This window comes from Seonamhaeicola marinus, assembly GCF_008085455.1.
Map to the genome: position 1 here is coordinate 643052 of NZ_VSDQ01000718.1, position 16166 is coordinate 659217.

At 33.1% G+C, this 16166-nt stretch carries 14 protein-coding genes; all 14 read left to right on the plus strand.

Translation table 11 applies throughout. The annotated features are described in order from the left end of the window. The first annotated feature begins 2 nt into the window (after positions 1–2). The 14 genes from lpxA (at position 3) to hisH (ending at position 16139) form a co-directional block, all read left to right on the plus strand. On the plus strand, positions 3–788 hold the full coding sequence (gene lpxA / locus FUA24_RS20315) for an acyl-ACP--UDP-N-acetylglucosamine O-acyltransferase (RefSeq protein ID WP_148544882.1): 786 nt from the start codon (positions 3–5) through the stop codon (positions 786–788). Between the two features lie 4 nt (positions 789–792). Further along, positions 793–1359 carry an elongation factor P gene (efp, locus tag FUA24_RS20320; protein WP_148544883.1) on the plus strand — a complete coding sequence of 189 codons (567 nt, stop codon included), beginning with the start codon at positions 793–795 and terminating at the stop codon, positions 1357–1359. Positions 1360–1365: 6 nt separating this feature from the next. Next, on the plus strand, positions 1366–2310 hold the full coding sequence (locus FUA24_RS20325) for a UDP-3-O-(3-hydroxymyristoyl)glucosamine N-acyltransferase (protein ID WP_148544884.1): 945 nt from the start codon (positions 1366–1368) through the stop codon (positions 2308–2310). A 92-nt stretch (positions 2311–2402) separates the two neighbouring features. Next, positions 2403–3272, plus strand: a complete 870-nt coding sequence (sucD, locus tag FUA24_RS20330; RefSeq protein ID WP_148544885.1) for a succinate--CoA ligase subunit alpha — start codon at positions 2403–2405, stop codon at positions 3270–3272. Positions 3273–3417: 145 nt separating this feature from the next. Further along, positions 3418–6384, plus strand: a complete 2967-nt coding sequence (locus FUA24_RS20335) for a M16 family metallopeptidase (RefSeq protein ID WP_148544886.1) — start codon at positions 3418–3420, stop codon at positions 6382–6384. Positions 6385–6502: 118 nt separating this feature from the next. Then, a complete protein-coding gene (gene fabG / locus FUA24_RS20340) occupies positions 6503–7249 on the plus strand; it encodes a 3-oxoacyl-[acyl-carrier-protein] reductase (protein ID WP_148544887.1) in 747 nt (248 codons plus the stop codon). Between the two features lie 7 nt (positions 7250–7256). Next, complete coding sequence (locus FUA24_RS20345) at positions 7257–7826, plus strand: hypothetical protein (protein ID WP_148544888.1); 570 nt, start codon at positions 7257–7259, stop codon at positions 7824–7826. Positions 7827–7830: 4 nt separating this feature from the next. Then, positions 7831–9864: a VWA domain-containing protein gene (locus FUA24_RS20350; protein ID WP_148544889.1), complete on the plus strand. Its 2034-nt coding sequence runs from the start codon at positions 7831–7833 to the stop codon at positions 9862–9864. Between the two features lie 10 nt (positions 9865–9874). After that, positions 9875–10690: a prohibitin family protein gene (locus tag FUA24_RS20355; protein ID WP_148544890.1), complete on the plus strand. Its 816-nt coding sequence runs from the start codon at positions 9875–9877 to the stop codon at positions 10688–10690. Between the two features lie 308 nt (positions 10691–10998). Continuing rightward, positions 10999–11856: an ATP phosphoribosyltransferase gene (gene hisG, locus FUA24_RS20360; RefSeq protein ID WP_148544891.1), complete on the plus strand. Its 858-nt coding sequence runs from the start codon at positions 10999–11001 to the stop codon at positions 11854–11856. Between the two features lie 51 nt (positions 11857–11907). Further along, a complete protein-coding gene (gene hisD / locus FUA24_RS20365) occupies positions 11908–13191 on the plus strand; it encodes a histidinol dehydrogenase (protein ID WP_148544892.1) in 1284 nt (427 codons plus the stop codon). A gap of 84 nt (positions 13192–13275) precedes the next feature. After that, the gene (gene hisC, locus FUA24_RS20370; RefSeq protein WP_148545036.1) at positions 13276–14310 is read left to right on the plus strand and encodes a histidinol-phosphate transaminase; all 1035 of its coding nucleotides are present in this window, start codon (positions 13276–13278) and stop codon (positions 14308–14310) included. Beyond that, a complete protein-coding gene (hisB, locus tag FUA24_RS20375; protein ID WP_148544893.1) occupies positions 14310–15446 on the plus strand; it encodes a bifunctional histidinol-phosphatase/imidazoleglycerol-phosphate dehydratase HisB in 1137 nt (378 codons plus the stop codon). Before hisC ends, hisB begins: the two co-directional genes overlap by 1 nt. Positions 15447–15524: 78 nt before the next feature. Next, positions 15525–16139, plus strand: coding sequence for an imidazole glycerol phosphate synthase subunit HisH (gene hisH, locus FUA24_RS20380; protein ID WP_148545037.1), 615 nt, complete (start codon positions 15525–15527; stop codon positions 16137–16139). Positions 16140–16166: the final 27 nt, after the last annotated feature.

Consider the following 16166-nt stretch of genomic DNA (forward strand, 5'->3'; position numbering starts at 1 on the left):
AAATGAATCAACCATTAGCATACGTACATCCAGGAGCAAAGATTGCCAAAAATGTTGTAATTGAACCGTTCACAACTATTCATAATAATGTTGTTATTGGTGAAGGTACATGGATTGGTAGTAACGTTACCATTATGGAAGGGGCCAGAATTGGTAAAAACTGTAGTATTTTCCCAGGATCTGTAATTTCAGCCATTCCTCAAGACTTGAAGTATGATGGAGAAGATACAACTGTTGAAATTGGAGATAATGTAACCATTAGAGAATGTGTTACAATAAATAGAGGTACATCAGATAGAATGAAAACCGTTGTGGGTAACAATTGTTTAATTATGGCGTATTGTCATATTGCACATGATTGTATAGTTGGTAACAACTGTATTTTCTCTAATAACAGTACTTTAGCTGGGCATATTAATGTTGGTGATTATGTGGTTTTGGCAGGTATGACAGCTGTTCATCAGTTTGTTTCTGTTGGTAATCATGCCTTTGTTACCGGTGGTTCATTGGTTAGAAAAGATGTTCCTCCTTTTGTTAAGGCGGCTAGGGAACCATTGTCTTACGTTGGGATTAACTCAGTTGGATTAAGAAGACGAGGTTTTTCAACAGAAAAAATTAGAGAGATTCAAGATATATATAGGATTTTATATCAAAAGAATTATAACAATACTCAAGCCTCAAGCATTATTGAGGCCGAAATGCAGGCAACACCAGAACGTGATGAAATTCTTCAATTCATTAAGAATTCGCACCGAGGTATTATGAAAGGATATTTTAAATCAAATTAATTATATGGCAACTACAAGTGATATTAGAAACGGATTATGTATTAGATATAATCATGATATTTATAAAATAGTTGAGTTTTTACATGTAAAACCAGGTAAAGGACCTGCTTTTGTTAGAACTAAGCTTAAAAGTGTAACCACAGGAAAAGTAATTGATAATACGTTTTCTGCTGGTCATAAATTGGAGGATGTTAGAGTTGAAACACATAAATTTCAGTTCTTATATAATGAAGGAGACACATATCACTTTATGAATACAGAAGATTATTCTCAAATTGAATTACAGAAAGCTGTTTTGGATAATCCAGGTTTAATGAAAGAGGGTGAAGTTGTTACCGTTCTTATTAACTCTGAAGATAGTATGCCACTTTCTGTAGATATGCCAGCAAGTGTTATTTTAGAAGTAACACACACCGAACCAGGTGTAAAAGGTAATACAGCTACAAATGCAACTAAACCTGCAACTGTAGAAACTGGGGCAACTGTTAATGTGCCTTTATTTATTAATGAAGGTGATAAAATAAAAGTTGAAACCGAAAAAGGTACTTATAAAGAACGTATTAAAGAATAATTTCTCTTGAAGTTTCCACAGCCAAAAACCTTACTAGAAATCTCTCAATTAATTAATTGTAGTTATGTGGGAGATGCGGACTTTCCCGTTTTGGGAATGAATGAAATTCATGTTGTTGAGCCTGGAGATATTGTTTTTGTAGATCATCCCAAGTACTATGATAAGGCGTTAGAGTCTGCAGCAACCATTGTTTTAATTAATAAAGAAGTGGAATGCCCTAAAGGTAAAGCGCTCTTAGTAAGCGATGATCCTTTTAGGGACTTCAATAAATTATCTAACCATTTTAGACCATTTCAAGCTTCTAATAAGCAAATATCAGATTCTGCTAAAATAGGCGAAGGCACTATAATTCAACCAAATACATTTATAGGAAATAATGTAGTAATAGGAAAGAATTGTGTTATTCACTCTAACGTAAGTATTTATGATGATGCTGTTATTGGAGATAATGTTACCATCCATGCAGGAACAGTATTGGGCGGTAATGCATTCTATTATAAAAAGAGACCAGAAGGTTTTGATAGACTTTTATCTTGTGGAAGAGTTGTAATTGAGGATAATGTAGATATAGGTTCTAATTGCACAATAGATAAAGGTGTTACGGGAGATACGACTATAAAAGAAGGGACTAAAATAGATAACATCGTGCAAATTGGGCATGATACGGTTATTGGAAGAAAATGTCTTTTAGCATCTCATGTGGGTATTGCTGGTTGTGTAATAGTAGAAGATGAAGTTACAATGTGGGGGCAAGTTGGCGTTACAAGTGGGATTACTATTGGTGCAAAGGCTATTATTTCTGCCAAATCCGGAGTAAGTAAATCGCTAGAAGGAGGTAAAAGCTATTTTGGTGTACCTGCAGCAGATTTTAGAAGTAAGTATAAAGAGATAGCATCCATTAAAAAAATCCCAGAAATTTTAGATTTGTTAAAGAGTCAATTTAAGGTTTAATTTTTTCAAAATAAATTGAATAATACGTTAAGAAATTAATTCAAAAAAATTACATTTGCTCGTATTTATTCAATAACTTCAATTAGTCACGTATGAGTGTTTTAGTAAATAAAGATTCAAAAATTATTGTTCAAGGTTTTACAGGTAGTGAAGGTACATTTCACGCTAGTCAAATGATTGAATATGGAACCAACGTAGTTGGTGGTGTTACACCAGGTAAAGGTGGCCAAACACACTTAGATAAACCAGTTTTTAATACAGTTGAAGAAGCTGTAAAAGAAGTTGGAGCAGATACAACAATTATATTTGTTCCACCAGCATTTGCCGCAGATGCCATTATGGAAGCTGCAGATGCAGGAATTAAAGTTATTATTACAATTACTGAAGGTATACCTGTAGCTGATATGATTAAGGCAGCAGATTATATAAAAGACAAAGAGTGCCGTTTAATTGGTCCTAACTGTCCAGGTGTTATTACACCAGGTGAAGCAAAAGTTGGAATTATGCCAGGTTTTGTTTTCAAAAAAGGAAAAGTTGGTATTGTTTCTAAATCAGGAACATTAACTTATGAAGCTGCAGACCAAGTTGTAAAGCAAGGTTTAGGTATTACAACTGCAATCGGTATTGGTGGTGATCCTATTATTGGAACTACAACCAAAGAGGCAGTGGAATTATTAATTAATGACCCAGAGACCGAAGCTGTGGTAATGATCGGGGAGATTGGAGGTCAGTTAGAGGCTGATGCTGCAAATTGGTACAAGGAGAGTGGAAGTAAAAAACCAGTTATTGGATTTATTGCTGGAGAAACAGCTCCTGCCGGAAGAACAATGGGGCACGCAGGTGCTATTGTTGGAGGAAGTGATGATACGGCTCAAGCAAAAAAGAAAATTATGAGAGCTTGTGGAATTCATGTTGTTGATTCTCCTGCTAAAATTGGAGAAAAAGTGGCGGAAGTTCTTTAAAATATCGCAAAGATTTATAAAAAACCTCTTGATACAAATCAAGAGGTTTTTTTATGCCTTAAATTTTGTTAAATGTTGATAAATATTACCTGAAGTGATATTATTAGTTTAATTTCATAAGCAAACTAATACAAATCAATCATTAATGAGAACATTCAAAATTCTTTCCCTTTTATTCGTTACACTTTTCCTGAATAATTGCAAAAATTCATCGAATGCAGATGTTGTTAGCATTGAGCAGCATTCCGATTCAAATGGTTTTAAGTACGAAACAGTAACTAATGACCCTACTGGCCTAAGACTATATACTTTAGATAATGGTTTAAAAGTGTATTTGGGTAAAAATGAAGAAGAACCTAAAATACAAACACTAATAGGTGTAAGAGCGGGGTCCTCTTATGATCCAGCTGATAATACGGGGTTAGCTCATTATTTAGAACATATGGTATTTAAAGGTACTGATGAGATAGGTGCTTTGGACTTCGAAGCTGAGCATAAAATACTAAAACAGATATCAGACTTATATGAAAAACACAAAGCAGAATCTGACCCTGATAAGAAAAAGGAAATCTATAAGGAAATAGATAAGCTTTCTTACGAAGCGTCAAAATTATGTGTTGCTAATGAATATGACAAGTTAACAACTATGCTAGGTGCTGAGGGAACAAATGCATTTACCTCAAATGAACAAACGGTATATGTAAACAAAATACCGTCTAATGAGTTAGATAAATGGTTGAAAGTTGAAGGGGAAAGATTTAGTCAATTAGTATTAAGATTATTTCATACGGAATTAGAAGCCGTATATGAAGAATTTAATATGGGACAAGATAGCGATAGGAGAAAACAATATTATACAATGTTAGAAGGTGTTTTTCCAACGCATCCATACGGTACCCAAACAACGATAGGGAAGGGAGAGCATTTGAAAAACCCTTCAATGGAGGCAATTCATGCTTATTTTGATAAGTATTATGTTCCTAATAATATGGCAGTAGTACTGGTTGGTGATTTAGATTTTGATACTACAATTCAAAAAGTAAATGATGCGTTTGGGAGTTATGAAAGAAAAGATGTTGTTCATCCAGAATTACCCAAGGAAGCCCCAATTACTTCGCCAATTAAAAAAGAAGTTTTTGGTCCAACTGCCGAATCAATTTTCGTAGCCTTTAGAACAGATGGTTACGGTACGAAAGAGGCAATGTTAGTAAAACTTGTAGATTACATTTTGGCAAATTCTCAAGCAGGGTTAATGGATTTAAATTTAAACCAAAAACAAGCTGTGCAGTATGGATCTTCTTTCACAAGTTTTAATAATGACTACGGAATGCATGTTTTAATAGGAATGCCAAAAGCGGGACAATCTTTAGATGATGTTCGAGACCTTCTTCTTGCTGAAATAGAGAATGTAAAGAGTGGTAATTTTGATGATTGGATTATAGATGCGGTTATTAATGACCTAAAACTTTCTAGAACAAAAAGTTTTGGAGATGCCTCTTCCACAGCGTATGAGTACTTAGACGCCTTTATTCATTTTGCAGATTGGAAAGATCGACTTACCATTTTTGATGAAATGAAGAAAGTTACAAAACAGGATATTATTGATTTTGCTAATAAACATTACGCAAACAATTATGTAGAAGTACATAAACTTAAGGGGGAAGATAAAAATACAATGAAAGTTAAAAACCCTGGAATTACGCCTATTGAGCTAAATAGGGATAAAGAGTCTTCTTTTCTTAGTGCATTTAAAAAAATTGAATCGCCAAAAATTGAACCTCAATATATAGATTATAGCACGGCTATTAAAACGAGTAATACCGCTAACGGTTTAGAGGTTTCTTATATTGAAAATAACACCAATGATTTGTTCGACCTCAATGTAATTTTTGATCTAGGTAAAGATCATGATAAGTTATTGCCTATTGCTGCGGGTTATTTTGATTATTTAGGAACTGACCAATTGTCTCCAGAAGATGTTAAAAAAGAGTTTTATAAGCTTGGTATTGAGTACTCAATAAGTTCGTCTTCAGATAAAACGTATATAGGGCTTTCTGGATTAAAAGAAAACTTAGATGCGGGGTTAGTCCTTTTAGAAAATCTTTGGGAGAATGCTGTGCCGAATCAAGAGGCTTATAACAAATACGTTGATAAAATCATTAAAGGAAGAGAAGACGGTAAGGTCGAAAAAGGTAATATTTTATGGAACGGATTATTTAACTACGGCATGTATGGTGAGAATTCAAGACTACGGAATATTTTAAATTTAGAAGAACTAAAGGCTATTAACCCTCAAGATCTTGTCAATAAAATAAAGGGGCTTAAAAATTATAAACAACGCATATTTTACTATGGAAAGGAGATAGATAACGCTATTGCTGCAATAGATAAAAATCATAAGTTAAATAATGCCCTAAGTGACTATCCTTCAAAAACAAATTACATTCAGAAAGACACTGGAGGTAGTGTTTATTTTGTTGACTACGATATGGTGCAGAGTGAGATTATCTTTTTGGCAAAAGGATCGGAATTTGATCCAGCCAAACTGGCCGCCTCTAATCTGTTTAATACATACTTTGGGTCTGGTTTGTCATCGATTGTTTTTCAGGAAATTAGAGAATCGAAATCCCTGGCGTACTCAGCATTTTCTAGTTATAGTAATGCTTCAGAAAAAGACAAACATAATTATGTATACGCGTATATCGGTACTCAAGTTAACAAAATGCCTCAAGCTATAGATGCTATGTTAGACTTAATGACTAATATGCCAGAAGCTCAGGAAATGTTTAATCAAGCAAAAGAAGCTACTTTAAAACAGATTGCAGCAGAAAGAATTACTAAGTCTGATATATTTTGGACTTATGAAGGTTTAAAAAAGCGCGGTATTACCGAGGACAACAGAAAGGAAATGTACAATACAATAAAGGACATGTCACTTGCTGATTTGAAAATGTTTTTCAACGAAAATATTAAGGGACAATCTTATAATGTGTTAGTTATTGGTAATAAAAAAGATGTTAATTTTAAAGAACTATCTAAATTAGGTGAAGTAAAAGAATTAGATGTAGATTATTTATTTAATTATGAAAAACCTAAAGCGCTTAAGTTATAACATATCTTAATTAATATAGAGTCCCGCAAGTAATTGTGGGACTTTTTTATTTTATAATTAGTTGTATTTGCTATATTTGAAATAATAATGAAATTGACAATATAACTAACATTCATTTATGAAATTATTAGAAGGAAAAACTGCTATCATTACTGGTGCTAGTAGAGGAATAGGAAAAGGAATTGCACAAGTTTTTGCACAACAAGGAGCTAATGTAGCGTTTACGTATAGTTCATCTGTTGATGCTGCTAAGGCTTTAGAGGAAGAGTTAAATGGTTTAGGAGTTAAAGCTAAAGGATACCAAAGTAATGCGGCTAGTTTTGATCAAGCTCAAGAATTAGCTGCTGAAGTTGTTAAAGAATTTGGAAGTATAGATGTTCTGGTTAACAACGCAGGAATTACAAAAGACAACTTATTAATGAGAATTTCTGAGGAAGATTTTGATAAAGTAATAGAAGTAAACCTAAAATCTGTTTTCAATATGACCAAAGCGGTTCAGCGTACCATGTTGAAACAACGAAAAGGTTCAATTATTAATATGAGTTCTGTTGTAGGCGTAAAAGGTAATGCCGGTCAGACAAATTATGCTGCATCTAAAGCAGGAATAATTGGGTTTTCTAAATCTGTTGCTCTAGAGTTAGGTTCTAGAAATATTAGAAGTAATGTTATTGCTCCTGGTTTTATTGAAACTGAAATGACTGCTAAATTAGATGAAGAAGTTGTAAAGGGGTGGAGAGCAGGTATTCCTTTAAAAAGAGGTGGTTCTCCAGAAGATGTTGCCAATGCATGTGTGTTCTTAGCTAGTGATTTATCTGCCTATGTAACAGGACAAACGTTAAACGTAGATGGAGGAATGTTAACCTAATTAACTTATGAAGAAGTGCTTGGTTTTATTTTTTGTGCTACTGCTTAATTGTAGTTTAGTCTCTTTTGCTCAAAATGGAAAATGGATTTTGAAAAAAGATACCAAGCACGCCTATAGAGTGTATTTTCCTTTTGAACCTGTAGCTCAGGAAACAAATGTACCTACAGCAAAGGGAGATATTACCATGTACTCTTATACAGTTAATGACGAAAAGGAAACTACAAAAAATTTCATTTATATGACTGCGACTTCAGATTATCCTGAGTCGTGGTTCCCTGAGGGGCTAAATACGCCAGAGAAAGAAAATAACGTTTTAAAAGGATGTGTTGATGGTGCAGTTTCTAACGTTAAGGGCGTTTTACAGTATTCAAAAGATATTAGTCTAAATGGTTACAGCGGAAAAAAAGCTAGAATAATAATTACTTCTGGTGGCGCTAATTATATTATTAATTTGAAATGCTTCTTAGTAGGTTATAAAGTTTATATTTTACAAACTATTTCAACGGAACAAAATCAAGATAATACAGATATAGATAGGTTCTTTAATTCCTTTGAGCTAATTAATATAAGATCCTAATTATTTGGAAACAACTACATTGCTTTATATAATATTATCAGGAATAATAGCGCTAGGAATAGCGCTTTTTCAGTATAAATATAGGGCAAAGTCTAAAAGTATTAGGCTTGTTTCTGTTTTTGCTTTTTTAAGATTTATATCTGTTTTCGGAATTCTTTTATTGTTAGTTAATCCTAAGTTCGATAAAATAAAGTACTATACAGAAAAGCCAGAGCTTATACTTGCTGTAGATAACACCAATTCTATAAAACATTTGGGGCAAGATGCTCAAGCAAAGGATTTAGTGACTGCTTTAACAACTAATAGTGCTTTAAATTCCAAGTTTCAGGTTACCTCTTACGTTTTTGGAAATGCCATAAGTGCAATGGATTCCTTAACATTCGATCTTAAGGAAACTAATATAAATAAGGCTTTAAGTCAAATTTCCGAGATTCATACATCAATAGCTCCAACTGTAATTATTACTGATGGCAATCAAACATTCGGCACAGATTATCAGTTTGCTGCAAATGATTTAAAACAGCCTATATATCCTGTGATTTTAGGAGATACCGTTGTTCATACTGATTTAAAAATTCAGCAATTAAATGCCAATAAATATGCGTATTTAAAGAACAGGTTTCCTGTAGAGGTAATTCTTGTTTATACTGGTAATAGCAATGTAAACTCAGAACTTAAGGTGTATAAGGGTAATGCCTTAGTTTATACGGAGAAAGTAGCTTTTTCGAAAGCTAGTAATTCCAAAATTGTAAATTTCACATTACCAGCAAGTCGCATAGGAACAAATGTTTACAGAGCAAGTTTAACGGCGCTTCAAACTGAAAAAAACAAAATCAACAATACAAAAAACTTTGCTATAGAAGTTATTGATCAAAAAACTAAAATAGCAATTGTATCAGATATTGTGCACCCAGATATAGGTGCTTTAAAGAAAAGTATAGAAACCAATGAGCAACGTTCGGTATCAGTTTTAAATACCTCAGAAGCTATTGCTAAAATTGATGACTTTCAATTATTCATATTAAATCAGCCTAATATCAAGTTTAAAGGTTTATTTGAGAAATTACAAGAGTTAAAAAAGAATTACTTACAGATTATTGGAACCAAAACAGACCTTAATTTTGTTAATGGTATATCATCAAATTTCACTCATGAGAACTTGCAACAAACAGAGGAATATCAAGCAGATTTCAATTTGAATTATTCTCCATTTCAAATAGAAAACATTGATTTTGAGTCTTTTCCTCCTCTTAATGCTAATTATGGTTCAATAACATTTAATTCTGGGTTTCAAAATATTCTAACAAAGCGTATTGGTAGTGTTTCTACCCAAGAACCGTTGTTGTCTACTTTAGAAATAAACAATAGAAGAGAAGCGGTATTGTTTGGTGAGAACATCTGGAAATGGCGTGCTCAAAGTTTTCTAAACACTAAATCGTTTAATGAATTCGATAATTTTATTGGTAAACTCATACAATATCTAGCTACTGCAAAGCAAAGAAGCAGATTGAACGTAGATTACGAATCATTTTATGTTGGTAATAGTAATGTCATTGTAAACGCTCAAATTTTTGATAAAAACTATGTTTTTGACAATAGAGAAAATTTAACAATTACATTAACCAATACGTTGACCAAGGAAAGTTTAGAACTTCCTTTAGTTTTAAAAACTAACAATTTTCAAGCTGATTTAAGTAATCTAAAGGCGGGTGAGTATAACTTCACCGTTAAGGCTAATTCCGCCAACATTAGCAAATCAGGTAGTTTTACTATTCTGGAATATAATGTTGAAGAACAATTTTTGAATGCCAATGTAACAAAGTTGCAGCAGTTAGCTACAAATAGTGGAGGAAATAGCTATTTTATTGATAATACATCAAGGTTAGTTAACGATTTAATCAATGATGAGAGATTCGTTTCTGTTCAAAAAAGCAATAAAAATATCATACCTTTGATAGACTGGAAAATCCTTTTAGCAATTATAGCTTTAAGCTTATCTGTTGAATGGTTTTTAAGAAAATATAACGGACTAATTTAAATAAAACATAATGGAAAAATTACCAAAAATTGGATTGCCAATAATTGTGGCAGTTGTTATCATCTTTGTTGTATTGGCTAAATCTGCCGTAACAATAGATGCAGGACATGCAGGTGTGCTATATGAAACTTTAGGAAATGGTGTAGATTCAGATAAAGAACCTTTAGGGCCTGGTTTTCATATTATTGCACCTTGGAATCGTGTTATTGATTATGAAACACGTCAGCAAGAAGTTCCAGAAGCAATGTCGGTATTATCATCTAACGGTCTTGATATTAAACTTGATGCTTCTGTGCTATACGAACCAGACGTTAAAAATTTAGGGAAACTTCATAATGAAAAAGGAGAGAATTATTTAAGTAGAGTGTTACAACCAGCTGTTAGAAGTGCCGCAAGAAGTGTAGTAGGTAGATATACGCCAGAGCAATTATACTCTAGTAAGCGTGATGCTATTCAGGAAGAAATCTTTATGGAAACTAAAAAGATTGTTTCTAGCCAATACATTCAATTAAATAGCATCTTAATTAGAGATGTAACATTGCCACCAACAATTAAGGAAGCTATTGAACGTAAATTAAAGCAGGAACAAGAATCTTTAGAATACGAGTTTAGACTAGTTACCGCTCAAAAAGAAGCAGAAAAACAGCGTATTGAAGCTCAAGGTAAAGCAGATGCTAATAAAATCTTAAGTGCTTCTTTAACAGATAAAATTTTACAAGACAAGGGGATTGAAGCTACAACAAAATTAGCTGAATCGTCAAATAGTAAAGTTATTGTAATAGGTTCGGGAGATAGTGGCTTACCAGTAATATTAGGTAATCAATAATTAAAAATATCAGTTTTTTGTCATTTATTTTAAATTTTAAACAACAAATAATATAGTTAACTGTTGAATGCTTAAAAATTAAAAATTCAATTATATTATTTGGAATTTTATTAAAGTTTTATAGATATTTGTACAAAGAAATTAAGACATGACTTTTATTCAAACACATCATCATTTTCATATTTGCGCTCAAGCGAAGTGAAAATGTATTGAATAAAATCAAAATATTTAAACCCGTTTGAGACAATCAAGCGGGTTTTTCATTTCTAAAATCAACTAGATTGTTTCAAACTCATAACAAAAACAAAATGAGTACGTTAAAAATTGCAGTTCAAAAATCTGGTAGGCTAAACCAGGAATCATTAGAATTATTAAAAAATTGTGGTATTTCAATTGATAATGGTAAAGATCAATTAAAAGCAGCCGCTAGAAATTTTCCATTAGAAGTATTGTATTTACGTAACGGTGATATTCCGCAGTATTTACGCGATGGTGTTGTAGATATAGCCATTTTAGGTGAAAACACATTAATAGAAAAAGGTAACGATTTACCAATTGTAGAGCGTTTAGGTTTTTCTAAATGTAAAGTCTCTATAGCAGTTCCAAAAGATGTGGAGTATAACTCAATTGAGGATTTAAGAGGTAAAAAAATTGCAACCTCATACCCAAATACAGTAAATCAATATTTTGAACAAAAAGGAGAAAAGGCAGATATACACATTATTAATGGTTCTGTTGAAATCGCACCAAACATTGGTTTAGCTAATGCTATAGTTGATATTGTTTCTAGTGGAAGTACTTTATTTAAGAACAATTTAAAAGAGGCTGAAGTACTCTTTAAAAGTGAAGCAGTATTAACATCTACACCTAATTTGTCTGAAGAAAAACAACAGATTCTGGATACACTTTTGTTCAGAATTAAATCAGTTTTAAAAGGAAAAAACTCAAAATATGTGCTTTTAAATGCGCCTAATGATAAATTAGATAAAATTATAAGTTTACTACCAGGCATGAAGAGTCCTACGGTATTACCCTTAGCACAAGAAGGCTGGAGCTCTGTACACTCAGTTATAAGTAAGAACGAATTTTGGGATGTTATTGATGCTCTAAAAGACAATGGAGCAGAGGGTATTTTGGTTTGTCCAATCGAAAAAATGGTGCTTTAAATTTTTGTTATTCTGAACGCGTTTCAGAATTTCATTAAAAGAAGAATTAGTATGCAAATAATAGACAATCCCAATAGAGCATCATGGTCTGATATTTTAAAAAGACCCACACAAACTGTTAATGATATTGAAGGTATTGTTAGCGAAGTATTTAAGGATGTACTTGCAAATGGCGATAAAGCCATTCAACAATATACCGAGCGATTTGATAAAGTAGTTCTGGAGAATAATTTGGTTACCACGCAAGAAATAGAAACAGCAGTTGCCACAATTCCGCAAAAATTGCGTGATGCTATTTCTAAAGCAAAAGAAAATATTGAGGCATTTCATGCAGCACAAAAAACTAATAAAGTTAGTTTAGAAACAACTAATGGCGTACAGTGTTGGCAGGAAAAAAGGCCTATTGAAAGTGTGGGATTATACATTCCTGGAGGAACTGCACCATTATTTTCTACTGTGTTAATGTTAGCGGCTCCGGCTCAAATAGCTGGTTGCAATGAAATCGTCTTGTGTTCTCCACCAAACAAAGAAGGAAAATTAGCTCCAGAAATTTTATATGCTGCTCAACTTTGTGGAGTTACAAAAATATTTAAAGTAGGAGGAATTCAAGCTATAGCTGGATTAACTTTCGGGACTCAAACAATTCCTCAGGTTTATAAGATATTCGGCCCAGGAAATCAGTTTGTAACCGTTGCTAAACAATTAGCAACAAAATATGGGGTAGCAATAGATATGCCCGCTGGACCAAGTGAGTTATTGGTAGTAGCAGATAAAAGCGCTAACGCCAGTTATATAGCTTCAGATTTACTAAGTCAGGCGGAGCATGGTGTTGATAGTCAGGTGATTTTAGTGGCAACATCAAAAGAATTGATCAATAAGGTCTCTGAGGAAGTTGAAGCACAATTGCAAGTGTTACCAAGAAAAGCAATTGCTGAAAAAGCAATAGCAAATTCTAAATCAATTTTGGTTGATGATGATGCTACAGCTTTAGACTTAATTAATCAGTATGGTCCAGAACATTTTATCATTTGTTCAGAAAATGAAGAGTATTATGTTGATGGCATCAGAAATGCTGGTTCTGTGTTTATTGGCGATTACACTCCAGAAAGTGCAGGAGATTATGCATCGGGAACAAACCACACTTTGCCCACCAATGGATTTAGTAAAGCTTATTCTGGAGTAAATCTTGATAGTTTTACCAAAAGTATGACCTTTCAAAAAATATCTAGAGAAGGTATACTGAATATTGGAGAAACCATTGAATTAATGGCAGAAGCAGAAGGATTGCAGGCACATAAGAATGCTGTTAGTATAAGATTAAAGGATTTAAAATAACTGTCATTCAGAACGGAGTCCAAGCGGAGCGAAGAATCTATAATGAGATTCCTCACTATGTTCGGAATGACAAACAACATCAAAATGAACGTTTTAGATTTAGTAAGACCAAGCATAAAAGCATTAAAACCATATTCATCTGCAAGAGATGAATTTAAAGGTGTGCCCAAGGATATGGTGTTTTTAGACGCCAATGAAAATCCTTTTGAAAATGGTGTGAATAGGTATCCTGACCCACAGCAAACTACAGTAAAAGGGTTGCTTTCAAAATTAAAGGGCATTCCCGTTGAAAATATGTTGTTAGGCAATGGAAGTGATGAAGTGTTAGATCTTATTTATCGTGCTTTTTGCGAGCCTAATATAGATAATATCATCACATTACCGCCAACCTATGGTATGTATAGTGTTTTGGCTAATATAAATGCAGTATCAATTAAAAAGGTATTATTATCAGAGGATTTTCAACCTCAAGTTGATAAAATTTTAGATATAGCCGATAGTAACAGTAAATTATTGTTTCTATGTTCACCAAATAACCCAACAGGTAATAGTTTTTCTTCAGAATTAATTGAAAAATTGTTAACCGAATTTAAAGGAGTGGTGGTTATTGATGAAGCTTATATTGATTTTGCCGATACCCCTAGTTGGATTGAAAGATTAAATGAATTTCCGAACTTAATCGTTACCCAAACCTTATCAAAAGCCTATGGAATGGCAGGAATAAGATTAGGTGTAAGTTATGCTTCTAAAGAAATTATTCAGGTTTTAAACAACATTAAACCTCCGTATAACGTCAATGAACTAACACAACAGCGCGCCATTGAGCAATTAAAAGATGAAGCTAAGATTAAAGAACAAATTCAATCAATTTTAGATGAAAGAACTGCTTTGATTGAAGAATTGAAAGGTATTTCATTTGTTTCAGAGATATATCCTTCTGATGCAAATTTTGTCTTAGCAAAGGTAGATGATGCTACAAGACGATATGATGAGTTGATTAGTAAAGGGGTTGTTATTAGAAACAGAACCACACAACCACTTTGTGAAAATTGCTTGCGCTTTACTGTAGGGACACCCAAAGAAAATAAAGTTTTAATAAATACTTTAAAGTTAATCTAATGAAGAAAGTATTATTTATAGATAGAGACGGAACATTAGTATTAGAGCCACCAGTAGATTATCAATTAGATAGTTTGGAAAAGCTTGAGTTTTACCCAAAAGTGTTCCAATACATGGCTAAAATAGCTACTGAGCTAGATTTTGAGCTGGTTATGGTAACCAATCAAGATGGGTTAGGAACAGATGCGTTTCCAGAAGATACGTTTTGGCCTGCACAAAATAAAATTATTGATGCTTTTAAGAAGGAAGGTGTTGAGTTTTCGGAAGTTCATATTGATAAAACCTTTCCACATGAAAATGCCGATACACGAAAACCAAGAACAGGTTTATTAACACAGTATTTTTCTGAAGATTACGATTTACAAAACTCTTTTGTTTTAGGTGATAGAATTACGGACATGGAATTGGCAAAAAATCTTGGAGCAAAGGGCATTTATTTATCAGAAGACCCCGAGCTTGGAGCCGATGAAATTGAGGCTTCTAAACAAGAAATTATTGACTGTATTGCTTTAACAAGCACAGACTGGAAGGAAATTTATGAGTTTTTAAAACTTAAAGATAGAGTTGCAGAAATTACTCGTAACACTAATGAAACTCAGATATATATAAAATTAAATCTTGATGGTTCTGGAAAGAACGATATCCAAACAGGCTTATCTTTCTTTGATCACATGTTAGACCAAATTGGTCGTCATGGTGCCATGGATTTAACCATTAAAGTTGATGGCGATTTAGAAGTGGATGAACATCATACTATCGAAGATACCATGATAGCCTTAGGCGAATTATTCAATAAAGCACTGGGAAATAAATTAGGTATTGAACGTTACGGTTTTTGTTTACCAATGGATGATTGTTTAGCACAAGTGGCTGTAGATTTTGGTGGTAGAAATTGGTTAGAATGGGATGCCGAGTTTAAAAGGGAAAAAATTGGTGATATGCCTACAGAAATGTTTTTTCATCTTTTTAAATCATTTACAGATGGTGCTAGATGTAATTTGAATGTAAAAGCTGAAGGCGTAAACGAACATCATAAGATTGAAGGCATATTCAAAGCTTTTGCTAAAGCTATGAAAATGGCTGTAAAACGAGATGCTAACAAAATGTTTTTACCAAGTACAAAAGGAATGCTTTAAGAAGCCCATCCCAGCCTTCCCAAAGGGAAGGAGTTAAAACTTTAAATATAAAAAATGAGTAAAGTAATAGATAAGAGTATGAGTTCTGCCCCTTCGGGGAAGCTAGATGGGGCTTCTCTTGTAATTATAGATTACGGAGCAGGAAACATAAAAAGCATTCAATTTGCTTTTAACCGTTTAGGATACGATGCGGTTTTGTCTAAAGATCCGGAAGAAATAAAAGCAGCGGATAAAGTTATTTTTCCGGGTGTTGGAGAAGCAAGTTCGGCTATGAAAATGCTAAAAGAAAGTGGATTAGACACATTAATTCCAAAGCTAAAACAACCTGTCTTGGGCATTTGTTTAGGAATGCAATTAATGTGTTTGTCAACTGAAGAAGGAAATACCAAGGGGTTAGGAATTTTCCAGACCCATGTAAAGCGATTTTCAAATGACGTAAAAGTGCCTCAAATGGGATGGAATGTCATTAAAGACTTAAAATCTGATTTGTTTAAAGGTATAAAGGAAAACGAGTACATGTATTTAGTGCATAGTTATTATGCCGAGCATTGCAATGAAACCATAGCGGCTACTGATTATGAGATTAATTATGCCTCGGCTTTACAACACGAAAATTTTTATGGTACGCAGTTTCACCCTGAGAAGAGCGGAAAAGAAGGTGCTAAAATATTAAAAAACTTTTTAGAGTTGTAATTAAAATTTTTTTGATAAATAAGACAA